The organism is Brevibacillus sp. HD3.3A (assembly GCF_013284375.2).
Classification (GTDB): Bacteria; Bacillota; Bacilli; order Brevibacillales; family Brevibacillaceae; genus Brevibacillus; species Brevibacillus parabrevis.
Map to the genome: position 1 here is coordinate 4431301 of NZ_CP085874.1, position 25418 is coordinate 4456718.

The window sequence follows — 25418 nt, forward strand, 5'->3', positions numbered from 1 at the left end:
TATTTCGCTTTATGCTGCTTCTTTAGTTCAGCTGTTTTGCCAAAGCCAGAAGTTCTTCTCCACGCTTTTCGCTGCCATCCAAAATGTGGATTTTCCCGTCTTTTTGCCAAACGAGATGCGTATTGTACTCGCTTGTGAGCAGCATACCCTCTTCGCCGTTCACTTTGACTTCTTTCATGTCGCTTTTGCCGTCCGCCATGTACGGAACAGGAATCGTATGTTTCCAGTCTTTGATGTCAAGCATTTGCTTTTTCACTTGCTCCGGGATAAACGGCAGAGCCAGCATCGTCTCGCGCAGCTTTTCCAGATCTACGCCATCGGGAGCTTTCAGCTCAGGCGCGTCCACAATCGTGTAGGAATAGCTCTCTTTTCCGGTGCCGATATATGTTGTTTGCATTTTCGGCACTTCCAGCGAGATGCGCTTGCCATTCAGCTCGTCGTCGAAGCGAGCATCGATTTGCAGTTGGGCAAGCAGCTTGTTTGCCCGCTCGGTGTCGATTTCGAGATGCATGCGATACGGCGAGGTAACTTCTACCCCTTCCACAGCCATGTCGGCAGGCACTGACGGCAGCTTGACTCCCGCTTTTTCCGCAGCTTCCCGGTTGTTGTAGTAGTGGTTACGGCTTTCCTGTTTGTTGTCATCCATTCCGTCGATCTCGATCTTTCCGATTCCTTTCAGATCGATCTCCCCGGCTTTGCCGCTTGCCATCCAGTTTTCCACTTCTTGCAAGTCTTCTTGCGTCACTTTGACAAATTCGACTTTGCTCATGCGAAACATGGACAAAAAGTCATTAGCCGCCGCCTGTACTTGCGGAAAAGACAGAGACACGGCGACCACAGCTGCTGCCGATGCCGCTGTTACCCAGCGTTTCGTCGATTTGTTCATTTCGTTCCAGCTCCTTTTTGCTTTGCGCTCTTTGTGGTGATTCCACTCACGCAACTGATTGCTCTTGTTTGCCTTTCCTACTGTTTGCGAAAACCGCTGCCAAGCTGCGTCCGTGTTCACTTTCACCTGATCGGCACGGGCGAATACGTCTGCTTCGATCTGTTCCCGCGACCAGACATCCAAAGCCATCAGCTCATCCAGGCGAGCACGGCATTGCTCGCACTCCGTCAGGTGACTGCGGAACTGCTCGCTTTCCCGGGCTTCGCACTCTCCATCCAGAAAAGCCTGGATAAAGCCCGTATCTGCACATTTCATCCCTCTTCCCCCCTGATCCGCTCGTATAGCCTGCGAAATTTGTTTTTCGCTCGCGCCAAAATCGTTCCGACAGATTGAACCGGAGTTCCAGTCGCTTTTGCCAGCTCGGCGTAGGGAAAGCCGGAGTATTTCATGACCAGCAAAGTACGCTCACGCTCATCCAGCTCGTCCAGCACCTCTTGCACGTGGCTGATCGCTTCTTTTTCCAGCCATGCTTCCTCGGATGACGGCGTGGTGTGCGCCTGATCCGCAGTAGTGCGCTCCTGCCTATCCTGCCTGCGCTTCTCTGATCGCAAATAGTTGCAGGCTGCATAGAGTGCCGCTTTGGATAGCCAAGCCGGGATATTCTCTACAGTGGAGCGATCTGTATCGTAAAAGGAGAGAAACACTTCCTGAGCGACATCTTCTGCTGCTTGCTGCTCGCGGACAATCCGCATCGCCTGCCGGACAACGAACGGGTAGTAAGCGGTAAACAGATCGTGAAACGAGTCTGCATCGTCTTGCACCCGCGTCTGGTTCATCGCCAGTTTTGCCTGCACCTCCATCACGTCTCCTCCTTCCTGCAAAGGCCGCTGACTCAGCTTCTATCGCGTTCTACACCTTATAGAAACCGCCGGGACCTTTTTTGTGACAGGATATTTTAAAAAAAATCGTTATTCGTCTAAAAAAGCAGCCGGCTTCTCCAAAAACCGCCGGGTCAGTTGGTAGTGCTCCGTCTCCTGATACCGCACTTCCTGCACAGGCGATTCGTCAAAGCTGAAGATTTTCGCTCCGGGAAAGCCCATCAAAATCGGGGAATGAGTCGCGATCACAAACTGCGCGCCCTCTGCCACCAGTTCCCGCATCAAAAACAAGAAGGCCAGTTGACGTTTGGGCGACAGGGCCGCCTCAGGTTCGTCCAGCAAGTAAATGCCTTTGCTGTTGAAGCGGTTGGTGAACAGCGACATGAACGCTTCCCCGTGCGATTGCGCGTGCAGCGACCTCCCGCCGTAACTGCCGCTGCCGCCGATCGAGTCGATGTGGCTGGCAAACTGGTAAAAGCTCTCGGCCCGCAAGAAAAAACCGTTCGTCTGCTTCGGAAGCCAGGAAAGCCGGATATAGTCGCCCAGACTCGCTTCGGACTTGTGGACGTCATAATAATTGTTGCGCGATCCGCCAGCCGTGTGAAAGCCGCACTGATACGCGACGGCTTCGAGCATCGTCGACTTGCCCGAACCGTTTTCCCCGACCAAAAAAGTCACGCTCGTGTCCAGCTCGATCGCCTCCAAATTTCGCAGCGACGGCAGGTCAAACGGATACCGCCCCGCCTCGGGAAACTTCTCGCGTAACAGCTTGATCGTCCGTAAATAAACCATTATTTTCCCCTCCACACTCACTTTTTTGCCGAGCCACGCCGATACAACCATATAGGGGGGAGTATCGGTGGACAAGGTTTCCTTTCTTCAGGAAAAAAGCGCCTTTCATATGAAATATCCAGAGCAAAGCGACCTCTCCTTCTACCGGTGGTTTACCCAGCAACACCCGGATGAAGCGATTGGCTGGTACCATCTTGGCCAAGCAAAAGAAGCGCAAGGCGACACGCAGCAGGCGCTCGCCGCTTACAGACAAAGTCTTTTTGCCAAACAAGGCCCTTATTTTAACGAGGCGCGAGACGCCTATCAAAAATTGCTTCGCGAGCAAAAACGCCAGAACTGGCGCAACCAGGCACGCTTGCTTCTGGCGGCACTCGCCTTTTTGTACGCCCAGTTTGTGTTCTCACCCGGGCCTTTGCAAGATGCCGCTCCTGCTGCCCGCACACAGACAGCGGAAAAGCCTGTCGGCACTCCTGCTGGATCGCAGCCTCATGTCGAGGTGATTGCGGTTCCTGCGGCACTTGACCCGAAACAATTGCAGAGCCAGGTTCGCCGTTATGTAGAGGGGCGTCGTCCGGCGCTGACACAGCCGTATACAGTCATCGTCGTTCCGGAAGTGCCCGGATCGCCGCTGTTTACGCCACTGTTGTTTTATCAGCCCAAACAGGTGAAAGGGATTGTGCAATACAATCCCGCCAGCCGGAGTGTCATCAGCCAGCGCTGGTTTGCAGCGCCAGCCAGCTTCGCTCAGGAGGCGGCGCTTGCAACAGCGCGCACAGACCTCGTAACCGAGCAGCAAACACTCCAGCACGTGCTGACATTGCGCAATGCCCTCTATCGCTACTATCAACAAAAAGGGACCCTTCCAACCAGGCTGGCAGATTTGGCAGCAAGCTACCCCGGCAACTATTTGCCGCAAATCCCTGTTCCGCCAAAACGTCTCTTGCTGGAAAGCTATCCGTATCACCCCGCTGCTTTTCAGAGCGGAGCGGCATGGGCAAGCTTGCGCGATGTCCTGCCGCTTCCCGGCTATCCTGAGCCGCTGTCGCCTTTGGAACCGCTGCAAGTTCGCCTTGCACAAAAGTCGCACACGCTCCAGCTTTTGAGCGGCACGCATCTCGTGCGCAGCTATCCGGCGGGCATCGGCAAAAACGACTCGACGCCAGAGGGGTACTATACGATCTTGCAAAAAATCAACAAACCGCGCGGCCATGACAACATATACGGCACACGAGGGATGGTTTTTCAAGGAAACGGCTATGCGATCCACGGCACCAACCATCCGGAGAGCATCGGAACCTCCGTGTCTCTCGGCTGTGTGCGCTTGCTCAATGCCGCTGTGGAGGAACTGTACTCCTTCGTCTCACTGGGCACCGAATTTATCATCTCGGATGCCCCTGCTCCCGCAAGCCCGTGGAGCAATCCGCCTTTGTTCGTCCTTCCGGCGGGACCGGAAGAAGAAACGCCACAAGTCATTTACACCTGGCTGCATTAATGTGCAGCCTTTTTCCTTTGAAAAGACGAATCAGCCCTTCGTCTGGTTACGTGGAGATTCCATCCAAGCCAGTCGCCGAACCCGCATCCGCGGACGAAAAAAGCGCGCTCCCCAAGCGGGAACGCGCTACTTGTATTTGGTCTTATTTTTCTTCTTCCAACTGACTGATCGTTTCTTCCTGTTCTTCTTCCGGATTCCAGTAGTCGAGCACTTTGCCTTGCAGAACCTTGCCTTTGATAAACTCCACCTGCTGCTCACTGAAATCTTCTGTCCATTCGACGCCTAATTCCTCCGCCAACCGCACGACAGTCAACAGCTCTGACCAAGCGACGTAGCGTTTGTACCAGAAAAACTGTGGCTGCTCGTTCATATATGGGTACAGGTCGTCAAAATCGGTATGTTTACAGTCGAGAGCTCGCTCAAAATTCACTTTGGCTCGGCTAAGTTGTTCCTTGAAAAAAGTGGGCAAATCTCTTTGTGCGAAGTCAGACATGGACTGTCCCCCCTGTCTCCCGATTTACTGGTATTGTACCACGCGAAAGAAGATGTGCAAATAGCTGAATCTGTCGAGTTGTCTATCCTATGCCGCTCAGCCGCCGGTTGTTCCATTTGCTGGCGGCTGCTGTTGGCCGCCGTCTACAGGCTGTACTGGCTGCTGGCTGCCGTCAGAAACTCCCCCCGGCTGGTTGGCTCCCGGATTGGCGATATCAGGCGGAATCTCTCCAGGATTTCCCGGGTTTCCCGGGTTGCCCGTATTGCCCTGGCCCGGATTCGGATTCTGACCGTTCGGCTGGCCGCCGTTGTTGCTGTTGTTGCCCTGGTTGTCGCCGCCGAAATTCGGCGGAATCGTCACAGAGCCGTCGCCATTGCCGTTATTGTTTTCATCCGGATTTTGTCCCTGATTGTTGCCGTCCTCGTGGTGCTCTTCTCCGTCGTTAATCAGGTTTTCCAGATTTTGCATGTTAATCTTGGTGATCGGGGAAGGAGTCTGCTCCTCGCCCTGGGCGTTGCGCGGAACCACCACATAGCGATACTGGTTCGGATCATCCAGCACATCGACATAAGTCGTATCCTTCAAGCCGGAAGCGATCAGCACGCGCTCGTCATTTTGCTTGACGCGGTAGACGTCATACGTGTAATCAGGAGAACCGCCAATCCAGCTCAAGACTACTTTCATCTGGTTGTTTTCCATAGTCAGGTCTGCTGCCAGTTGCAGCGGCTGCACTGTCTCTTCTTCCGGCTGTTCTTCGACGGCACCTGCTGGCGGTTGGAAATCTGTCGCCTTCACGCCCTTCAGACCTGCTGCGAGCACTTTGGAAAACATTTGCGCCGTCAAGCTGCTTCCCTGACGCATCAGATGCTGTTTGTCCTCGGGATCGAAGCCCATCCAGACCGCTCCGACGTATTCTGGCGTATAGCCGACAAACCAGGCGTCTTTGTTCACACCGCTGTCTCCGGCAATCGATTGGGTCGTCCCGGTTTTTCCGGCTACATGACGGCCAGAGATTCGGGCAGCTTTCCCCGTCCCTTCCTGAACCGCCCGCTCCAGCATCGTGTGAACCGTCCACGCCGCCTGCGGCTTAAGCACTTGCGTTTGCTTGTCTTCGTATTCACGAACGACGCCTTCGCTCTTGTTTTCGATTTTGGCAATCGTGTGCGCTTCCGACATAACCCCGCCGTTGACAAAAGTCGTGTACGCCTGCGCCATTTTCAACGGAGACGTCCCTTGGCTAAGACCGCCGAGGGCGATGGCCAGGTTGCGGTCCTCCGGCGCCAGGTCGACGCCGAATTTTTTCAGGTAATCCAGCCCGTTATTGACTCCGATTTCATTTAACAGCCAAACAGCAGGCACGTTGAGCGAGTCGATCAGGGCGCGGTTCATGCTCACCGTTTCGCTGTATTTGTTGTTGTAGTTGCGCGGCTCATAGCCGTTGAAGCTTTGCTTTTTGTTGCTGAGGGAAGAGTTCGGCCCCCATTTTCTGCCGTCCATATCAACCGCAGGCGCGTACACCGCCAGCGGCTTGAAGCTGGAACCTGGCTGACGCTTCATATCGGTCGCGTAGTTAAAGCCTTTTGCGGCGTAATTGCGGCCGCCCATCATTCCGGCGATCCCGCCGTTTTTCGCATCCACGACAATCATCGCGGACTCGACGCCGCGTTTTGCGCCGTCTTTCGGGAAGTTTTTCGCGTTGGCGTACTCCGCGATCATCGCATCCTGTACTTTCGGATCGAAGGTCGTATAGACGTGCCAGCCGCCACGGTACAACTCTTCCTCCGTCACGCCGTAATTTGCTTCCGCTTCGTCCACCATATGGTCGAAGAAAGCGCGGTAGCCTTTTTTCAGGCTCGCTCCAGCCGTCTCTGTCGGCTCGGTAGGCAATGCCTCCGCCTGCGCTTCATTTTTTTGTGCCTCGGTAATAATGCCTTGCTCGTACATCAGGCGAATGACCGTATCGCGCCGCAGCTTCGCCTTCTCTGGGTTGTTGAACGGCGAGTACGTCGTCGGCGCTTTCGGAATTGCTGCGAGCATCGCTGCTTTGGCAACCGTAAATTTATCAGAGCTGACGGACATTCCGAAGTAGTAGTTCGAAGCGTCCTCGATCCCGAACTCCCCTTCACCCAAGTACACGCGGTTGAGATACATTTCCAAAATCTGATCCTTGGAATAACGGCGCTCCAGTCCGATCGCAATGCTCATCTCTTTGGTCTTGCGCCAAAACGTTTGGTCCAGGTTGAGGAAAACGTTTCTGGCAAGCTGCTGGGTGATCGTGCTTCCCCCTTCAGCCAATGAACCTTTTTTAATGTCATTGATGATAGCTCCGCCGATCCGTACCATATCGACGCCTTTGTGCTCGTAAAACCGTTTGTCCTCGACAGCAAGGAATGCGTCAATCAACACTTTGGGCACTTCGTTGATCGGTTTGTATTCACGGTTTTTTTGACGAATCAGACTCGTCATCTCTTCACCGTTTTTGTCATATATGACCGTTGGTTCTGCTTTCAAGTCTTTCAGCTTCTGTTCGTTTTCCGCAATCATCCGGTCTCCCGCGTACAACAGGGAAAAGTATCCCCCGATGACGCTCAAGATGAGAAAGACGGCGAATCCTACGGCAATCATCAGCAAGTTGTTCTTTTTCTTCCTGACTTTCTTCTTGGCCTTTGTTGCCATTTCTTACCTCCTGGTTTTCTCTCTCCCCCGCATCTTATATAGACGGATGCTTTTGAAAAAAGTTTCTCCCTTTTGGCACGTGTCTATCATTCCACACTGTTTCGGTTTTGTCACTGGAAAAGCCTATCTCCTTGTGAGAGATAGGCTTTTCTTATGAAGCAAAGGCAATTTATTTGAGCAGCCCTTCTGCTGTAGCCACTACATTTTCTACGGTGAAGCCGTATTCGCGCATGATGCGGTCGCCAGGTGCGGAGGCGCCGAACTGGTTGATCGCGATCACTTTTCCGCCATCTCCAGCATAACGTTCCCAGCCCATAGGAGAGCCCATCTCTACTGCTACACGCGCTTTTACTGTCGGAGGAATGACCGCATCGCGGTACTCTTGCGGCTGACGCTCGAACAGGTTCCAGCTTGGCATGGACACGACGCGTGCCTCGATTCCGCGGGAGAGCAGCTCTTCACGCGCTTGCATCACCAAGGATACTTCGGAGCCGGTAGCGAGCAAGATCAGTTGCGGATTGCCGCTTGGAGCGTCTGCGAGCACATATGCCCCTTTGCTCACGCCTGCTTCCGCTTTCTCGATGGTCTCTGGCAAGACTGGCAAGTTTTGGCGAGTCAAAACCAGTACGACTGGCTCGTCTGTGCGGGAAACAGCGTATTTCCAAGCTTCGTTTGTCTCTACGGCATCAGCCGGACGCATAATGGTCAGTCCTGGCATCGCGCGCAAGGACGCCAATTGTTCGATCGGCTCGTGAGTCGGGCCGTCTTCCCCTACAGCGATGGAGTCGTGCGTGAACACGTACACAACCGGCTGTTTCATCAGAGCAGACAGGCGGATAGCCGGACGCACGTAGTCAGAGAAGACGAAGAACGTACCGCCGTATACTTTTACCCCACCGTGCAGAGCCATACCGTTGAGTGCTGCCCCCATGGCGAACTCGCGAACACCAAACCAGATGTTGCGTCCATCGTAGGAGCCTGGCAGGAAGTTGCCCGCTTCTTTGATCACCGTGTTGTTGGAGTGAGCCAGGTCTGCGGAACCGCCGAGGAAAAACGGCACGGATGTTGCCAATGCATTGATTGCGTTTCCGGAAGCGACGCGGGTTGCCAGCTTCGCCCCTGCTTCGTATACCGGCATGTTGGCATCCCAGCCTGCTGGCAGGTGGCCTTCCTGTGCTGTCGTGAATTGCGCAGCCAGGTCCGGATATGCTTTGGCGTACTCGGCAAACAGGTCACGCCATGCCGCTTCCGCTTTTTCGCCCGCTTCTGCCAGTCCTGCGTAGAAATCAGCCACTTCCGCAGGAACGTGGAACTCTTGGTCATGCGACCACTCGTAGTTTGCTTTTGTCAGCTTCACTTCATCTTTGCCGAGCGGTGCGCCGTGGGAAGCGCTGGAGCCGCCTTTGTTCGGGCTGCCGTAGCCGATGACAGTTTTGACTTCGATCAGCGTAGGACGATCCAGATCTTTTTTCGCTTCAGCGATGGCGGCATCAATCGCTGCCAGATCGTTTCCGTCTTCTACGCGCAAATATTGCCAGCCGTACGCTTGGTAGCGTCCTGCCACATTTTCCGAGAACGAGCGGGACAGTTCGCCGTCCAGCGAGATATCGTTCGAATCGTACAGCACGATCATTTTGCCCAGTTTCAGGTGAGCAGCCAGGGAAGAAGCCTCGCTGGATACGCCCTCCATCAGGTCGCCGTCACCGCAGATGACATACGTGTAGTGGTTCACGATGTCAAACTTGTCGCGGTTGTAGACAGCTGCCATATGTTTTTCCGCCATGGCCATACCGACCGCCATCGCGATCCCTTGTCCCAGCGGTCCAGTCGTTGCGTCAACACCAGCCGTATGTCCGAACTCCGGATGGCCAGGCGTTTTGCTGCCCCACTGGCGGAAGTTATGTAGGTCTTCCAGAGAAACATCGTATTTCATCAAATGCAACATCGAGTATAATAGCATAGAGCCATGTCCCGCAGACAAGACAAAACGGTCGCGGTCGATCCATTGCGGATTGCTTGGATTTACTTTCATGAAACGGCTCCACAGAACATGAGCCATTGGGGCAGCGCCCATCGGCATTCCCGGGTGGCCGGAATTTGCTTTTTCGATGGCATCAATAGCCAGCGTGCGGATGGTGTTAATGGATAGCTGATCGACAGACGTATGCTGAGTCATCTCGCGAAATCCTCCCTGTGCTTTTCTATAAAATCATACCTAGTATCGGGTAAAACACACTGTGCCATTATAGCACAGTTCAAAGTCAGATTCATGCTTGCTTTCATAGAATAAGGAGGTCTTTTTCGAATGTCTTCTACGCTCTACCTCATCATTGGAATTGTTTTGGCCATCGCCGGTTTCGGCATGCTGTTCGCAGCGATGAGCAGTTCCCCTGCCCTGAAGAAAAACCGGGAAAAACTGCGCAGAAAAGCGGCCGAAAATCATCGTCCCGAAGAGCATTGAGAAAGGAACCTCGTCATGCGAAACTACTTTACGATGCCAGTTGCCGTGCACCTGTTTTTGCTGCGCGGACAGGAAATTTTATTGCTTCGCCGTTACAATACCGGATATGAAGACGGAAACTACAGCGTTCCGGCCGGACATCTGGACGGCAATGAAGAAGTCAAGGCAGCAGCCATTCGCGAGGCCAAGGAAGAGTGCGGGATCGACCTCGCACCAGCGGACCTTTCGCTTGCGGGCGTCATGCACAGACGGTCTTTTGACGAGCGCATCGACTTTTTCGTCGCCGCGCGTAACTGGCAGGGCGAGATCGTCAACGCCGAGCCTGACAAGTGCGACGAACTGATTTGGGTCGACCTCGACAAGCTGCCCGACAATATGATTCCCTATGTGAGACAAGCCATCTCCAATTACAGAAGGAATGAGTGGTTTGACAGCTTCGGCTGGGAAGCTTCCTCTGCACACGCCGCCAATTGAAAAAGGAGCCAACTGTACCTGCAAGCTCTTCGCTCAGGCAGTCGGCTCCTTTTTCAATTGTTGAGAGCAATCCCCGCTTTCCTGCGAGTCGGCAGGAAGCATAAAGCAACGCAGTCGTATGTACTGGCGAATCACCATGTAGACAGCGGCTGCCAGCGCTACCGTCGTCAACGTAATTTTGCTGTAGGAAGACACGCCTGCAAGCATCACATCCAGCTCAGCGGCAAACCAGTAGCCCATGAGAAAATAATGCAGCGTCCAGACAAACGTGCTCGGTAAAAAGAAAGCTACAAACTGTCTGAGCGGCATCCGATACAAGCCCGCGACGATTGGCACGATATGGCGAATCACCGGAATAAACATGCTGATTGCCAGCACCCAGCCCATGTATTCTTGCTCCCAGTCCATGAGCCTGACGTGTTTGTGCCAACGCTTGCCTGCCCATTTTGCCAATACGGGCGCTCCCAGCCAGGCACTCACCAGATAGCCAGCCCCCACTCCCGCGCTCACAGCCGCAAACACCGCTGCATACACAACCAAAAACCCGGTGTCCACATGCGCCATTCGTGCGCCAAAGCCGATCACTGACATCTCATCGGGTAAAAGCTGCCAAAAAAATTGTTTCCATAACGAATGAAACATGATTGCAAAACTCGCCTGCTCCACAGCCGCTCCCCCTCTCCGATTCCCTGCTTCTATCGTAGCGGGTAAACCTTTCTAAAAGAGAGAGAATGCCTTAAGTTTTCTAAAAGGAATCCTGAAGAATTTCTTAAGAGAGCGGCACGGGTGTGAACAGGCGCACAAAACAAAAAACGCGCTTATCATCGCCGCGTCGCAAAACGGCAGATAAACACGCCTGTCCCTGGTTTATCGGGCTTCCATCGCTTTGCGCTTGCTGTGCACAGCTGACATGGCCTCCATAAACTCTTCTTTTTCAATCACATTCAGTTCGTACAACTCGCGAATTTCGTCTTCTATCAGCAACAGATCCCCCACCGGGTCCCCCGTGTAGATGAACAAGCCGAAGCGGTGCAGAAACGCCTTTAAATCGAAATCATTGGGGTTGGCTTTCAATAGGCTCCCTCCAGATCGATTTCCATCCTCGCGAGGACGGCATCGTAGTCAAACTCGACAGCAAAGCCGGTAATAACGATGATCTTCGCATACGGATACGCCTCTTTCCACGCCTCCTCCTCATCCGGTTTCAATCCGACAAGATAGAGCGGATCTTTGGAAAGCTCCGGGTGCTCCTGGCACAGACGCAAAAATTCGCGGCATCTGTCCTGCTCCTGTGCCGCATTCAGAACGAGTACCGCGCGTTCCACTTCCTTTGACTCCCGTTGTCCGGCAATCAGTTCAAACGTTTTTGCAGTAGGCACCATCGCGTTCACTTCCGGAAAACGGTCGAGAACCTCATCCAGCCAATCATCTTCATGCCAGGCCAGGTAGTACAGCATTGCAGTAGACATGATCACAAACACCTCATGGATATATACTAGACAACTTGCCAAACGATTCTTCTTTCTTTTCCATTATAGCACGAGAAGTGCACGGCTGCCCACGCCACTCGCTTGACTTCGACAGTTCGTTCACGTAAGGTGGAAAATGCAAGCAACTGATAGTGATGATTTTTGTGTGAAACGAGGTAATTTGTTGTGAAGAAGAAGCATCTTGCCCTCTTGTTCTTCGTCGCATTTTTGACCATGCTCGGATTCGGTATTATCATTCCCATCCTTCCCTTTTTTGCAGAAAAACTGGGTGCGACCTCTTTTCAGATCGGCGTTCTGTTCGCCAGCTACAATATTATGCAGCTGTTGTTTGCACCCGTTTGGGGAACTCTCTCGGACCGGATCGGGCGCAAGCCGCTCGTTTCTTTCGGGCTACTCGGCTTTGCCGTGACGTTTATCCTGTTCGGAATGGCGGAAAGCTATACGGAAATGCTCGTTTACCGCATTCTGGGCGGAATCGTCTCTGCTGCCGCGTTGCCGACTGTAACGGCGATGGTTGCCGATTTGCTCCCAACTGAAGAGCGAGCAAAAGGGATGGGGGTCGTCGGCGCGGGCATCGGGCTCAGCTTTGTATTCGGCCCTGTCATAGGCGGCCTGCTCAGCGGCTACGGCTTTGCCGTTCCGTTTTACGCTTCGGGGCTTGTCGCGCTGCTGACGTTTTTCTTCATTCTTTATGCGTTGCCGGAAAGCTTGCCGAAGGAAAAGCGGACGAGCCTGCGAAAAGAGGCCAGTCAAAACCCGCTGGTCTCGCTCTTTGGCTCCCTGTCTCTTTTGTACGGCATTTTGTTCGTCGTGTCGTTTGCCTTTTCCGGTCTGGAAACGACTTTTGCCCTGTACATCCATGACTTGTACGGCTTCACATCCAAAGACCTCGGCTACATGTTCCTCGTCATGGGCATCATTGCAGCCTGTGTGCAGGGCGGCTTGATCGGCCGCCTGGTCAAGCAGTTCGGGGAAGCGGCCATTCTCACCGTGGGGATGATTTTTTACGGGATCGGCTTTTTCGCCATTCCGCTGTCGGGAAACTTTTGGGTACTCGCTTTGATTCTGTCTTTGTTCGGCGCGGGCCAAGGCATGATTCGCGCAACTGCCACCGCGATGATTACGCAGCGAACAACGGAAGGCCAGGGGATCACAAGCGGAGCGATCAGCTCGATGGACAGCCTCGGTCGCATTCTCGGCCCGCTGGCTGGCGGCGCCGTCTACACCTTTTCGCACAGCGGCCCGTTTTTCCTCGGCGGCGTCCTGATGGTGCTGATTCTGCTCTGGTTCCAGTTGAGCCATCGGCGACTGCCGGACCCGGAGCCGACGGTGCAAGCTTAGAGCCATAGGCGAGAGCTGGAACAGCAGCCGAAAGTTCGATCTTGAGGCGTCGGTGAGGACTGCTGAACCCGGAGCCAATCATTCAAGCCTAGTCACATCGCCAGGCAAAAAGCGAGGCAGCAACAGTCTTATTGACGACTGTTGCTGCCTTTTTTATGAACATAGTCTCTAACCTTTTCCAAATCGACGCACTTGCCGCCTGCCTTACACTTCCTGCATGCTCACCCAGGCGACGTAGCAGTCATCGATTTCTTGCTGGACGTGCTCGATTTCTGTTTGCCACGCAGCCAGTTGCTGATAGTCCGTCTCTGCTTGGGAAAGCAGCCCGGTCAAGCTCGCCTTTTTCTCTTCCAGCTTGGCAATTCGCTGTTCCAGCTCAGACAGCTTGTAAGTGTTCGGGCGTTTTGGCGCTGCTTCTGTGGCTACCACTTCCCGCTTAGGCTCTGGCGGCTTTGGCTTTGCTGCTGGCTTGGCTTTTGCTTCCCCCGCAAGTCTGTCCGCCCTCTTCTGCGAACGTTCCTTTTGCTTGGCTCTCGCCTCTTCATACGTGCCTACGTCATGCACGATCCGCTTGTCTTCCACCCAGAAAACGCCGTCTACCATTTTTTGCAGAAAATAGCGGTCGTGGGAAACAATAAACAGCGAGCCGTGGAAATCGGCGAGCGCTTCCTCCAGCGTTTCCCGCGCTTCAATATCGAGATGGTTCGTCGGTTCGTCGAGAATGAGCAGGTTGATGTCCTGATGCATCAACTGGGCCAGGCGCAAACGCATTCGCTCGCCACCGCTCAGCTGGCTGACCTTTTTGAACACATGCTCGCCGTAAAACAGAAACTTCGCCAGCAAATGTCTCGCCTCTGCTTCCGTCACTTTCGCGACATCGCGGAACGCTTCGATCAGCCGCTGGTTTTGATCCCCTTCCAACGCTTGCTGCGAGAGATAGCCGACTTTGACGCTGCTGCCGATTGCGAGCCTGCCTGCATCCGGCTCTGTCTCTCCCAAAAGCATGCGGATCAACGTGGACTTCCCGCAGCCGTTTGGCCCGAGCAGTGCTTTGCGCTCCCCGAAACGAAGCAGCAAGCTGGCGTCTGCAAACAGCTGCTTTCCGCCGTACGTCTTGTGCACGTCTGTTACGATCAGCACGTCCTGGCCGCTGCGGTCTGTCTTTTTGAATTGCAGCCCCATCCGGTCCGCTTCCATTTTCGGCCGCTCGATGCGTTCGATCCGGGCCAACGCTTTTTCCATGCTTTTCGCCCGACGGTGAAACGCCTCGTTTGGCGGGTTGGAGCGATTGCCCCACTCTTTTAGCCGCTTGATTGTCTCTTTCATTTTTTTGATCTTTTTCTGCTGCTCCTGGTAGGCGGCAAACTGCCGCAGCAAACGCTCCTCCCGCTCGGTGGCAAAGGCGCTGTAGTTTCCGATGTAAAACTCCGCTTCCCCGCCGTCCACATGGTAGACAGAAGTAACGACTGCATCCAGGAAATAACGGTCGTGGGAAATAATCAGCACCGTTCCCGGATAGCTCTGCAAAAATTGCTCCAGCCACTCCATCGACTCCACGTCCAGATGGTTCGTCGGCTCATCCAGCAGCAGGACATCGCTCTTTTGGCACAAAAGCTTGGCAAGCCCCGCCTTCGTTTTCTCCCCTCCGCTCAGTTGGGCAAACGGCGTAGCGAGCAGCTCTTCGCTTACTCCCAATCCTTGCACGACCTGAGTCATGCGCGTCTCCCACTGGTAGCCATCCTGCTGCTCAAATTCGTCTTGCAACTTCTGGTAACGCTGCATCAGCCGATTCAACGCCGCTTCGTCCTCGTAGAGCAGCGCCATCTGGCTTTCCAGCTCGCGCATCTGCTCCTGAATGTGGCGAACTTCAGCAAAAGCGCTCGCCACCACATCTCGCCCCGTCCACTCCTGCGGATACTGCGGGGATTGCGGCAAATACGCCCACACCGTTCCTTTTGCCCGGTACAGCTCGCCTGAGTCCGGACTTTCGATGCCTGCCAGCAGTTTGAACAAGGTCGTCTTGCCCGCACCGTTTGGGCCGACGATTCCTACCCGCTCGCCCGCTTTTATTTCCAACGTAATATCTTGCAAAACCGGATCGGCTCCGTACGATTTTTGTAATTGAGTAGTTGCGACGATAATCATGATTTTTTCCTCCCTGGTATGTGGTACGGTTCAACATAATGGTCTTTCCTGGCCGGCCCCGGCGATTTTTGCCCCCATATGCCATCTGTCTGCCAAAAGGCAAAAATGGACGCAAAAAAGCCGCAGGCCATTACCTGCGGCATCGCGAGGGGAAGATATCGTCAGCCAAAAATGCTGCCCGAATCAGTCACCCATTATTGACAAGAACAAACCGTCCCTGGTCGATGCATGGTACGCCTATGGAAACTTCGTTCAGTTGTATGCGCAAAAATGGGCAGACTGATCCCGTTGAAAGAAAAATCATGCGTCATACTGGAAGTTTCTACCACAAACCACGCCTGAACGGTTCCGAACACGTACACACACCTCCATTCCCAAGGATTAGGTAAATCTTATCCACCATCATAGTACAGCTGCGAGCGAAAAACAAGGGGCAGTCAGCAAAAGAAACGGCTACTTATTGGTTGCTTTGCGCCCCTTCAAACAAAGGTTTGTTCGTATCGGCATCGATGAACACAATCGTGTTGTACGGCGGGAGCTTCACTTTTGCCGTCAAGTACGGATAGGTGATCACTTGCGGATACATCATCCCTGGAACTGGCTCCGTCAATTTCACGTAGACCAAAAGCTGCTCCCAGCTCTGCTGCACCTTCGTGACTTGCAGGCCGTAACCGGGGTGAGGAGATTGGCCGCGCGCGATCACGTACAAGTCTCCCTGTTGGTGAATGCCTTGCTTGCCTTTGACGGACTCGACGAACTCCTGCTCTGCTTCGGTCAACTGCTTTTCATCCACGAGGACGAACGAATCATTTTGTCCGGATGACACAATCTCCACCGCCCTTTTCTCCGCATTCCAGGCAATCTTTTGGCCTGCCTGCTCCACTAGCCACCTCAGCGGCACATACACGTCTTTGCCGCGAAGCAGCGCTGCTTCGCCACCTTGAACCGCCTTGCCGTCAACCGTCACCGCTCCGGAATCCAGCTGGTAGGCGATCGTATGGTTGCCGACTTTCATCTGCCCTGTTTGTCCTTGCAGCGTCCACTTTGCTTTCAGGATGCTCGCTGCATCTTGGGCCAGTACGTACGTTTTTTGCTGATGCAAAACGGCCTGTTTTTGCAAAGCCGCCGCTTTTCCATCTACGGAAATCGTTGCTGTCTGTACTTGGCTCCCGCTTGTCGCTGCCGCCACCGAGTAGACGGACACAAGCTGGAGGCTGAGGGCTGCAATCAGCCATGCTTTTTTGTTCATCTTCGTTCCTCCATTCCTTTTTGCCGGGATTCATTCTATCTTCTATCTTGTTAGACTTACCTCAGGTCTTATTCGTTTCAGTGCTCTTGCCACAAAAAGAACAACCGGCCTGACCAGAAAGCAGACCGGTTGTCCATGGAAAAAACAAATTAGTGCAACAGCCAGTTGCTCATCAGCACAACAGCCGGAATCGTCAAAAGCGCCAGCAACGTCGAAAAGACGGTCGTCATCGCGCCCATTTCCTCATCTGCCTTGTAGCGTCCAAACAAAATCGAGGCGAGCGTCAAAGTCGGCATGGCCACCTGTACCAATGTCACACTGACGATATCGCTGTCCAGCGAAAACACGGAGAGCAGCAGCGCCGTCAAAAGCGGAAAGACAAACAGCTTGAAAGCAAGCGGCATGCCAAGCAGCGGCAATGATACTTGCGGCTTGCTGCGCAAAAACAGCGGGAGCAGCATCCCGATATACATCATGGCGAGCGGCGAAGCCAGTTTGGCCAGCGTGCCAAACAGGTGCTTGACTGGCTCAGGCGGGGCAAAGCCGATCAGCGCGGAACCAAGCCCGAACACGATGGCAATCATCGGGATGTTGATCAGCGTTTTCAGCCCTTTGAGCGAAAACGAGCCTTTTTCCTGGAGCATCATGACCCCGACTGTCCACAGCACGACGTCGACGCCAGCGTCAAAAATGGCAGCCAGGAGCGCACCTTTTGGCCCGAACAGCGCTGCGCACAGCGGCAGACCGATAAAGCCCGTGTTGCCGAGGCCAGACAAGATCGCGATTTCCCTGCGCTTTTTGGCAGGCAACGGCAATGTCCTCGCTCCTGCCCAGCCGAGCAGGATGCCCAAACAGTTCAACACAATCGAAATGACGAATATTGCAAAAATTTGCACCAAAAGCTGGTTATCGATCTGGGTTTGAAAAATCCCGTCCAAAATGATGCAGGGCATCGCCACGTTGATAATGATCGTAATGACGAGCTGCCGCGAATCGGCCGTCAACGGCTGTCGGTAACCGATCAGGCTACCAATGCCGATGATGACGGCCATGATGAGTACGGATTGCTGCAACGTCTGAAATTCCATCGCACCGTCCCCCGCTTACATTTCGATCGGGAGCCATTGCAAATTTGCCGGCTCGCCTTTATCGCATGTCCGCAAAACATCCCCGCAAAGCGGAACAGCTTGTTCGAGCGGAACGCACCAGGAGAGCGGGAACACCGCTTCGCTGCCTTCAATCACGAGCGATGCCATCACCGCGTTCTGCTCGCCATTCGTCAGCACAAAATGCTGCTCGCCTGGCTCGTGCTCTTTCCACTGGACAAGCACTTTGCCGTTGTTGCCGCCAGCCACCACCAAATCCACGTGGTCACCGTATGCGGCATGCACCAGCGTGCGATTCTCGCCATTCAACTGCGCGATTTCCTTCAATACTTCGTGCCAGGCTACATGCTTCTGCTCCGTTCCACTGCCATCGGTATACATACGCCAGTCGTTTAACATGCTGATTGACTCCTTTTATCCATTCATGGTTGTCTTTGTCCCAAAGCATCAAGATGTTTCGTCCGAAAAAATGGGCAAACGCCCAAGGTCGTACTTATTGTACGCTATCTGCCCCCACAACCTCAACCACTACTTGCAAGCCCTCTGACGCTCCTGCACATAGCGATAGGGCAATTGGAGAATCCTGAGAAAGGAACCGTTTGCAGACCAAGAAATTCATAGTAAACAAATCGGAATAAATATTTTTATGATTGACAAAGACCGATGAGGCTACTACTATGAATCCATGAAATTCGATCAGCATAAAGGGGATTTAATCATCATGAAAAAAGTCGTTTTCTCTACTTTGCTCTCTTGTCTGTTGGTAGGAATCGTTGGTTGCAGCAGCTCTGGCGCCCCTTCCCAAACCGATAGCGCTACACCGCCAGCTGCTTCGCAAAGCTTGCTGGAAAAAGTCAAAGCGGAGAAAAAGCTCGTCATCGGGACAGAAGGCACTTACTCGCCGTTTACATACCACGATCAGTCCGGCAAACTGACCGGATACGACGTGGAGGTCGTAAGCGAGGTTGCCAAGCGGCTCGGTGTGGAGCCTGTTTTCCAGGAAACGCAATGGGACGCCATGTTTGCGGGTCTGGATTCCAAGCGCTTTGACGTGGTTGCCAACCAGGTAGGGATACGCCCTGACCGTCAGGAAAAATACGATTTTTCCCAGCCGTACACGATCTCGCGCGCTGTTCTCGTCGCGCACAAAGACAATACGACGCTAAAAAGTTTTGCAGACATCAAAGGCTTGAAAGCCGGGCAATCCATGACCAGCAACTACGCAGACCTCGCCCGCTCGAACGGGGCAGAGATCGTCGCTGTCGACAACTTCAACCAGGCGATTGACCTGATCGCGCAAAAACGCGTCGATGTCGCTATCAACGACAACTTGTCCGTGCTCGACTTTTTGAAACAAAAACCGGATACGCCAATCCAAATCGTCACTAAAAACGACAAAGGCCAGCCAACCGCCTTCCTGTTCCGCAAAGGCAGCACAGAACTGGTCGCCGAGATTGACAAGGTGCTGGATGAGATGAAAAAAGACGGCACGTTGAAGGCGATTTCGGAAAAATGGTTCAGCGAAGATATCACGAAGTAAACATTCATTGACAAAATTGTCTGTCCCTTTTAGTATGTTCCTAATAAAAATCATATCGGTTTAGTGGGGGTTTCATTTATGAAAAAACTATTGTTTTCCGTTCTCACATCTGCTTTGCTGGTCGCCTTGGCCGGTTGCGGCTCCTCTTCCTCTCAGGCGCCACAAAACAACGCTTCGCCTGCTCCAGCTGCCAGCGAAGAGAAAAAAGAGCAAAACTTGCTGGAAAAAGTCAAAGCGGACGGAAAAATTTTGATTGGTACCGAGGGTACTTACTCCCCCTTCACCTTTCACGATCAATCCGGCAAGCTGACCGGATATGACGTCGAAGTCGTAACCGAAGTCGCCAAGCGCCTTGGCGTTGAGCCAGTGTTCCAGGAGACACAGTGGGACGCCATGTTCGCGGGACTGGATTCCAAGCGCTTTGATGTCGTAGCGAATCAGGTCGGAATCCGCCCTGACCGCCAGGAAAAATACGACTTCTCCAATCCGTATACCGTATCGACAGCAGTGCTCGTCACTCACAAGGACAACACGACGGTAAAAGGCTTTGAAGATATTAAAGGCTTGAAAGCAGCGCAAACGCTGACGAGCAACCTCACCGACATCGCGAAGAAAAACGGAGCGGAAATCGTCGGAGTAGAGGGTTTCAACCAGGCGATCGACCTTTTGACTTCCAAGCGCGTCGACATTACGATCAACGACGGTCTTTCCTTGCTTGACTTCCTGAAGCAAAAGCCTGATACGCCAATCAAGATCGTCGCCAAAGATCCGAATGTAGCGACAAACGGGTTCCTCTTCCGCAAAGGCAGCACAGAGCTGGTTGAAGCGTTCAACAAAGCGCTGGATGACATGACGAAAGACGGTACGCTCGCAAAAATTTCCGAGAAATGGTTTGGTGCAGATGTTTCTAAGTAACTTCTTTGACAACCCGGAACGCCTGAACCGATGGATCGATATCGCGCAAAGCTCCTTTCTGCCTCTGCTGAAAGGAGCCTTGCTCTATTCTTTGACGCTTGCCATCGTTTCCTTTTTCTTTGGCCTGATTCTCGCTGTTTTGACCGCATTGGCCCGCCTGTCCGGCATCAAGCCGCTGGTTGGCCTTGCCCGTTTTTATGTATCGCTCATCCGTGGAACGCCGCTGTTGGTGCAGCTTTTCATCATTTTCTTCGGTTTGCCGAGCGTAGGAATCATGATCGATCCGTTTCCTTCGGCCGTCATCGGCTTCTCGCTCAGCGTCGGCGCCTATTCCTCCGAGGTCGTGCGCGCCGCGATTCTGTCCATTCACAAAGGACAGTGGGAAGCCGCCTACTCTCTCGGGATGACGTACTGGCAAGCGTTGCGCCGGGTCGTGTTGCCGCAGGCAGCGCGCGTTTCGGTTCCCCCTCTGTCCAACTCGTTTATCAGTCTGGTCAAGGATACGTCACTCGCCGCGGCCATTCTCGTTCCCGAGATGTTTCGCAAAGCACAGGAAATCGTCGCCTCGACCTATGAACCGTTGCTTGTCTACTCGGAAGCCGCGCTCATCTACTGGATGATTTGCTTTGTCCTTTCCTTTATTCAAGACCGGATCGAAAACAAGCTGGACCGCTACGTCTAAAAAGCAGGTGAACGCAGATGATTACCATCACGGATTTGCATAAACAGTTTCACAACTTGCAAGTGTTAAAAGGAATTTCGCTGACGGTGGAAAAAGGCAAGGTCGTCGTCATCATCGGCCCTTCCGGCTCCGGGAAAACGACGCTGCTGCGCTGCCTGAACGCACTGGAAGTACCGACCAGCGGCAGCGTGCAGATCGGCGAAGTCAAGCTCGACTTTTCGCAAAAGGTTGATCGTTCAAGCATCCCCCGACTGCGCAAACAGACAGGCATGGTGTTTCAAAGCTACAATCTATTCCCGCATATGACCGCGCTGGAAAACGTCATGGAAGGTCCCGTGACTGTCAAAAAGGCAGACAAGGACAGCGCGCGGGCGAAAGCAGCCAAGCTGTTGTCCAAAGTAGGTCTCGGAGACAAGCTGGATCATTACCCGGCGCAGCTCTCCGGCGGCCAGCAGCAGCGCGTGGGAATCGCCCGCGCCCTGGCGATGGACCCGCAAGTCATGCTGTTCGACGAGCCGACTTCCGCCCTCGATCCCGAGCTGGTCGGCGAAGTATTGAAGGTCATGAAGGAGCTGGCCCAGGAAGGCATGACGATGGTCGTCGTCACGCATGAGATGGGATTTGCCCGCGAGGTGGCGGACGAAGTCATTTTCATGGATCAGGGCGTAATCGTGGAGCGCGACACTCCTGCCAAGCTGTTCGCCCAGCCGCGCGAGGAGCGCACTCGCCAGTTTTTGCAGCACCTGAAAGCGTAAAGCAAAAGACTCTGCCAGCGCAGTAAAGCGGGCAGAGTCTTTTTTGCTAACGTCTATCCGTGCTTAGTCATCCCAGAAAGAAGTGACCAGAAGAATGATGAGGATGATCCAAAAAAACCCGCCACCTCCGAAGCCGAAACCACCACCGCGCCTGCATCCCATGGCTTTTCTCTCCTCTCTTCTCACGTCATCAAGCAAAACTGGCCTCGTAAACTCGCAAAGAAGCCAGCGCTTCCTTTCAGCTTATGACAACCTAACTCTGTCCGCATGGATGCCTGTCTAGTTGACTCGCAAAATAAAAAAAACGGGTGCTTGCCCTTCTCGCCCGCTTTTCGCCTAAAATTAACAAATGCTTCATGCTGGCTCTACTCTCCCTTAACATGTCCGGTCTATGATGGTATTGTCAGACCCTACGATGGACATTACGTCCTCCATTACCGCCCGAATAGCCCCCTTCTAGATCGGGCGGGCTTTTTTTCGTGGCTTTTTCGCGGGCTGGTGCCCCTTTCCCAAATCCGCTACAATACATAATAGTTGAACAATTCCCTGAATTTTGTTGTGGAGGTCATTTTCGCCATGGGTTATCAAAAAGCGCTTGAACAGTACATCGCCGCTACGAACACACACGACTTTTCCCAGGTGGAAAAAGTCTTGCACCCACATGCCGTCTACTGGTTCTCGGACAAGACCTGCACATCGCTTGAAGAAATCGGCCGTTACTTCGAGAACGCCTGGAATGTGATCAAGGAAGAAGTGTATTCCGCTGTCGATGTGCAATGGATCGCGGTAGACCAGCATTGTGCGACCTGTCTGTACACGTACCAGTACGAGGGCTACTACAACGGCCAGTTCGTCACCGGAAGCGGCCGCGCCACCAACGTGTTCACGAAGACGGCAGACGGCGACTGGAAGCTGATTCACGAGCATCTGAGCAATCAGCCTAAATAAAAGACCGGAGAGAGGAACTGCCAGGAGCAGGATGGTTTATGACAACGCATCCGGTTCGTACAGTTCCTTTCCTTGTTTTTCGATCAGTCTGCACAAAAGCGCAATGCCTTCCTCCAGCTTGTCGTCCGGGACCGAGCCGAAGCCGATCCGGATGTGCCCGCCTCCTGACAAATCGGTAAAACAGGCTGCCCCCGGCAAAAAAGACAGACCGTGCGGCTTGGCGAGAAGCGACAGCGCCTCTGTATTCGCACTCGTTTGCAGCCAAAAATTAGGGCCAGCCTGCGGCGCTTCCCATGTGAGCGCAGCTCCGCCATGCTGCCGCAAAAGCTTGTCCACCCGCTCTTTTTTTCGCTTCATCTTGGCGCAAACCGACTCGAAGTAACGCTCGTCTGAGACGTTTTGCAACAAATGATAGAAGCTGCGCTGATTGAACAGCGGCGTCGCCAAATCGGCGATCGCTTTGACATTGGCCAGCCGCAAAAAGACAGACCCTCTGGCAACCAGACAGCCGATGCGCAAGCCAGGCGCAATCACTTTGCTGTAGCCTTTCAAATAGATGACATGCCCGTTTTGATCCATGCTGCAAATGCTTGGCGGTATGGTTGCCGTGTAATGCAGCTCTGACCACGGATCATCCTCGACGATCAGGCAGTGAAAACTTTCAGCCAGCGCAAGCAAACTTCTCCGCGTCTGCTCGCTCATGATTTTTCCGGTTGGATTTTGCCCGGTCGGAATCACGTAGATCAGCTTGGGCGGGCGCTGGTCGAACATCCGTGTCAGCAGATCGATGCGGATTCCGCTGCTGTCGCAAGGAATCGGCAAAATCGTCGCCCCGCGCGAGCGAAACGCATCCAAAGCAGCAGGGTACGTCGGAGATTCCACCATGACGATGTCGCCCGGCCCTGCGAAGGTGCGAGCCACGAGGTCAATCCCTTGCTGGCATCCCGTCGTCACCATCAGCTCGCTTTCCGTAACGCGTATGCCTCTTTGCTGAAAAGCATGCGCCAAATGCTCGCGCAGCGGCAGATCGCCGAGTGGAGAGGAATATTCGGCAAAAGTATGCGGATCACGCGCTGCCAAAGCGGTTGCCTTTTGCAGCGCTTCGAACGGAAGGTGCTCTTCTTTTGACAAGGTCGCAGAGTGAAAAGGAAAAAGCAGGCGGCTCCCGCGCGGCGTCTGCTGCCCGAAAATCGACCTTCCCACGTAATCGTAATACGACTCTTGCCACTCGTAGTCGTGACTGGCAGCGGGTGGAGCCGCTTTTTCCAGCCGCCTGACGTATGTTCCCTTGCCATGCAGCGTCACGGCATAGCCTTTTTCCTCGACGATTTTATAGGCGCGAATGACCGTCAACACGCTGACCCCGATTTCTTTTGCCAGCTTGCGCACAGACGGCAACAGCTCGCCCGCCTCGTACATCCCAGAGCTGATCCGTTCGATCACGGCTTGGGCGATTTGGACGGTCAACGATTCTTTCCCGGTTTTGTCCAATAAAATATGCATCCGTTCCCCCTCTTTCTTACCAACTGTTTTACCACAAGCTGTACTGTTATAACAACGGTTTGCTTTACTGGAAGAAAAGATGAGGGAGTGGATGGCAATGGTCAGCAAAATGCAAGCAGATCAGCAGGATTTGGCGGCCCTTTTGAATCGGGTGGTGCAGGAATCGCTCCAGTTTTTTGCCGGACTGGAAGAGCGGCCAGTCGCTGCGCAAGCGAAAACGGAAGCGGTGGAGTCGTTGCCGTCAGATGGCCGCGGGGGCTTGCAGGCATTGGAACGGTTTCAGCAGCTGTATGCGAAAAAGTTGAGCGCAAGCGCCGGGCCGCGTTACCTCGGATTCGTCACAGGCGGGGCGACCCCGGCTTCCATCGCGGGCGACTGGCTCGTCAGCGTTTACGACCAGAACCTGTCCGGGATTTCCGATTCGATCGCAGGTTACGTGGAGCTGGAGACGATCGCCATGCTCAGAGAGCTGTTCCTGCTCCCGGACGATTTCAGCGGAGCATTTGTCAGCGGCGCGACGATGGCGAATTTCGTTGGTCTGGCCCAAGCCAGGCAGTGGGCTGCCCGCAAGCAAGGGGTGGACGTGGCAAACGATGGCCTGTACCAGTTGCCTCCGCTCAAAATCGCCAGTGGCGCTCCGCATTCCAGCATCTATAAATCTCTCTCCATGCTCGGCATCGGCAGAAAAAGCGTGCACTTGATCCCGTGCCAGCCGAACCGGGAAGCAATCGACATCGCTGCGCTGCGCGCTTTTTTGGAGGAACATCGCAACGAGCCGTGCGTGGTCGTAGCCAATGCCGGAACCGTCAACACGGTCGACTACGACGATCTTGCGGCTATCGCCCGGCTGAAAAGCGACTATGCTTTCTGGCTACACGTCGACGCTGCTTTTGGCGGGTTCGCGGCATGCTCCCCTCGCTTCAGCCACCTCGTAAACGGCTTGGAGCACGCTGACTCCATCACCATCGACGCGCACAAATGGCTCAATGTCCCGTACGACTCCGCCATGCAGTACACGCGGCACAAGTCGCTCCAGGTAGACGTTTTCCAAAATAACGCCGCGTATTTGGGCAGCGCAATCGCCCAACCCGAATTTGCTCATCTCACTCCGGAAAACTCCCGGCGTTTCCGCGCCCTCCCCGCCTGGTTCAGCTTGCAGGCTTACGGACGCGCTGGGTACAAAGAAATCGTGGAGTCAAACGCCGAGGCAGCCCGGCTGTTGGGCGAAAAAATCGCGGGCAGCGACAGCTTCGAACTGCTCGCGCCCGTCAGGCTGAATATCGTGTGCTTTTCGTTGAAAAGGAAAACGCGTGCGGAAGAACCACTGACTATGAATGACATCACTCGGTTTCTCGGCCAGCTCAGTCGGGATGGGCGTGTGTTCATGACCCCGACGAACTATCAAGGAAGCCCGGCAATTCGAGCCGCCTTCAGCAACTGGCGAACAGTGGGCCAAGATGTGGACGTGATCTGGCAAGCGTTGTGCGATAGTTTTGCCGGATATTCGCGGGAAGGGTGACTGCTTCGTCAGCATGCAAAAAAGCGAGACCCTGTGTGGGCCTCGCTTTGCACGTCTTTTGCTGAACAGGAAG

24 protein-coding genes are annotated in these 25418 nt (G+C 53.9%); 10 read left to right on the forward strand and 14 right to left on the reverse strand.

The window, feature by feature from the left end; genetic code table 11:
* Positions 1-22: 22 nt before the first annotated feature.
* The 3 genes from HP435_RS20680 to HP435_RS20690 all read right to left on the reverse strand — a co-directional run bounded on the left by HP435_RS20680 (position 23) and on the right by HP435_RS20690 (position 2556).
* On the reverse strand, positions 23-1201 hold the full coding sequence (locus tag HP435_RS20680; protein WP_122963912.1) for an anti-sigma factor family protein: 1179 nt from the start codon (positions 1199-1201) through the stop codon (positions 23-25).
* Positions 1198-1746 (reverse strand): RNA polymerase sigma factor SigX, encoded by a 549-nt coding sequence (locus HP435_RS20685; RefSeq protein WP_122963911.1) that lies wholly within the window; start codon positions 1744-1746, stop codon positions 1198-1200. The genes HP435_RS20680 and HP435_RS20685 overlap by 4 nt, the downstream gene beginning before the upstream one ends.
* 108 nt (positions 1747-1854) lie before the next feature.
* Positions 1855-2556, reverse strand: a complete 702-nt coding sequence (locus tag HP435_RS20690; RefSeq protein WP_122963910.1) for an AAA family ATPase — start codon at positions 2554-2556, stop codon at positions 1855-1857.
* Positions 2557-2623: 67 nt separating this feature from the next.
* Between HP435_RS20690 and HP435_RS20695 the strand changes: the two genes are divergently transcribed.
* Positions 2624-4048 carry a L,D-transpeptidase family protein gene (locus HP435_RS20695; protein WP_173599096.1) on the forward strand — a complete coding sequence of 475 codons (1425 nt, stop codon included), beginning with the start codon at positions 2624-2626 and terminating at the stop codon, positions 4046-4048.
* A gap of 142 nt (positions 4049-4190) precedes the next feature.
* Here the strand turns inward: HP435_RS20695 and HP435_RS20700 are convergent, their stop codons facing one another.
* The 3 genes from HP435_RS20700 to tkt form a co-directional block, all read right to left on the reverse strand.
* Positions 4191-4541: a hypothetical protein gene (locus HP435_RS20700; protein WP_122963908.1), complete on the reverse strand. Its 351-nt coding sequence runs from the start codon at positions 4539-4541 to the stop codon at positions 4191-4193.
* Between the two features lie 96 nt (positions 4542-4637).
* The gene (locus HP435_RS20705; protein WP_173599095.1) at positions 4638-7217 is read right to left on the reverse strand and encodes a transglycosylase domain-containing protein; all 2580 of its coding nucleotides are present in this window, start codon (positions 7215-7217) and stop codon (positions 4638-4640) included.
* Positions 7218-7386: 169 nt separating this feature from the next.
* The gene (tkt, locus tag HP435_RS20710; protein ID WP_122963906.1) at positions 7387-9393 is read right to left on the reverse strand and encodes a transketolase; all 2007 of its coding nucleotides are present in this window, start codon (positions 9391-9393) and stop codon (positions 7387-7389) included.
* Positions 9394-9522: 129 nt separating this feature from the next.
* Here tkt and HP435_RS20715 point away from each other — a divergent pair, with 129 nt between their 5' ends.
* The gene (locus HP435_RS20715; protein WP_167470275.1) at positions 9523-9678 is read left to right on the forward strand and encodes a hypothetical protein; all 156 of its coding nucleotides are present in this window, start codon (positions 9523-9525) and stop codon (positions 9676-9678) included.
* A 15-nt stretch (positions 9679-9693) separates the two neighbouring features.
* Entirely contained in the window at positions 9694-10152 is a 459-nt protein-coding gene (locus HP435_RS20720; RefSeq protein WP_173596840.1) for an NUDIX hydrolase, read from the forward strand.
* A gap of 33 nt (positions 10153-10185) precedes the next feature.
* Here the strand turns inward: HP435_RS20720 and HP435_RS20725 are convergent, their stop codons facing one another.
* From HP435_RS20725 to HP435_RS20735, 3 genes are all read right to left on the reverse strand, one after another.
* Positions 10186-10818, reverse strand: coding sequence for a DedA family protein (locus HP435_RS20725; RefSeq protein WP_229049723.1), 633 nt, complete (start codon positions 10816-10818; stop codon positions 10186-10188).
* Positions 10819-11019: 201 nt separating this feature from the next.
* The gene (locus tag HP435_RS20730) at positions 11020-11226 is read right to left on the reverse strand and encodes a YqgQ family protein (protein ID WP_063228008.1); all 207 of its coding nucleotides are present in this window, start codon (positions 11224-11226) and stop codon (positions 11020-11022) included.
* Positions 11223-11621 carry a hypothetical protein gene (locus HP435_RS20735; protein ID WP_063228007.1) on the reverse strand — a complete coding sequence of 133 codons (399 nt, stop codon included), beginning with the start codon at positions 11619-11621 and terminating at the stop codon, positions 11223-11225. Before HP435_RS20735 ends, HP435_RS20730 begins: the two co-directional genes overlap by 4 nt.
* 186 nt (positions 11622-11807) lie before the next feature.
* Here HP435_RS20735 and HP435_RS20740 point away from each other — a divergent pair, with 186 nt between their 5' ends.
* Positions 11808-12983, forward strand: coding sequence for an MFS transporter (locus HP435_RS20740; RefSeq protein ID WP_122963903.1), 1176 nt, complete (start codon positions 11808-11810; stop codon positions 12981-12983).
* Positions 12984-13187: 204 nt separating this feature from the next.
* Here the strand turns inward: HP435_RS20740 and abc-f are convergent, their stop codons facing one another.
* The 4 genes from abc-f to HP435_RS20760 form a co-directional block, all read right to left on the reverse strand.
* Positions 13188-15128 carry a ribosomal protection-like ABC-F family protein gene (gene abc-f, locus HP435_RS20745; RefSeq protein ID WP_173599094.1) on the reverse strand — a complete coding sequence of 647 codons (1941 nt, stop codon included), beginning with the start codon at positions 15126-15128 and terminating at the stop codon, positions 13188-13190.
* Positions 15129-15585: 457 nt separating this feature from the next.
* Positions 15586-16377, reverse strand: a complete 792-nt coding sequence (locus tag HP435_RS20750; protein ID WP_173599093.1) for a stalk domain-containing protein — start codon at positions 16375-16377, stop codon at positions 15586-15588.
* A gap of 149 nt (positions 16378-16526) precedes the next feature.
* Positions 16527-17465, reverse strand: a complete 939-nt coding sequence (locus HP435_RS20755) for an AEC family transporter (protein WP_122963900.1) — start codon at positions 17463-17465, stop codon at positions 16527-16529.
* A 15-nt stretch (positions 17466-17480) separates the two neighbouring features.
* The gene (locus tag HP435_RS20760; RefSeq protein WP_122963899.1) at positions 17481-17882 is read right to left on the reverse strand and encodes a hypothetical protein; all 402 of its coding nucleotides are present in this window, start codon (positions 17880-17882) and stop codon (positions 17481-17483) included.
* Positions 17883-18204: 322 nt separating this feature from the next.
* Between HP435_RS20760 and HP435_RS20765 the strand changes: the two genes are divergently transcribed.
* From HP435_RS20765 to HP435_RS20785, 5 genes are all read left to right on the forward strand, one after another.
* Positions 18205-19023 (forward strand): amino acid ABC transporter substrate-binding protein, encoded by an 819-nt coding sequence (locus HP435_RS20765; protein ID WP_122963898.1) that lies wholly within the window; start codon positions 18205-18207, stop codon positions 19021-19023.
* A gap of 78 nt (positions 19024-19101) precedes the next feature.
* The gene (locus HP435_RS20770; protein ID WP_173596836.1) at positions 19102-19938 is read left to right on the forward strand and encodes an amino acid ABC transporter substrate-binding protein; all 837 of its coding nucleotides are present in this window, start codon (positions 19102-19104) and stop codon (positions 19936-19938) included.
* Entirely contained in the window at positions 19925-20620 is a 696-nt protein-coding gene (locus tag HP435_RS20775; protein WP_122963896.1) for an amino acid ABC transporter permease, read from the forward strand. Before HP435_RS20770 ends, HP435_RS20775 begins: the two co-directional genes overlap by 14 nt.
* Before the next feature lie 17 nt (positions 20621-20637).
* Positions 20638-21375 (forward strand): amino acid ABC transporter ATP-binding protein, encoded by a 738-nt coding sequence (locus tag HP435_RS20780; protein ID WP_122963895.1) that lies wholly within the window; start codon positions 20638-20640, stop codon positions 21373-21375.
* 576 nt (positions 21376-21951) lie between these two features.
* The gene (locus HP435_RS20785) at positions 21952-22323 is read left to right on the forward strand and encodes a YybH family protein (protein ID WP_122963894.1); all 372 of its coding nucleotides are present in this window, start codon (positions 21952-21954) and stop codon (positions 22321-22323) included.
* A gap of 36 nt (positions 22324-22359) precedes the next feature.
* Here the strand turns inward: HP435_RS20785 and HP435_RS20790 are convergent, their stop codons facing one another.
* On the reverse strand, positions 22360-23826 hold the full coding sequence (locus tag HP435_RS20790) for an aminotransferase-like domain-containing protein (protein WP_173599092.1): 1467 nt from the start codon (positions 23824-23826) through the stop codon (positions 22360-22362).
* Positions 23827-23917: 91 nt separating this feature from the next.
* Between HP435_RS20790 and HP435_RS20795 the strand changes: the two genes are divergently transcribed.
* A complete protein-coding gene (locus HP435_RS20795) occupies positions 23918-25345 on the forward strand; it encodes a pyridoxal phosphate-dependent decarboxylase family protein (RefSeq protein WP_229049724.1) in 1428 nt (475 codons plus the stop codon).
* Positions 25346-25418: the final 73 nt, after the last annotated feature.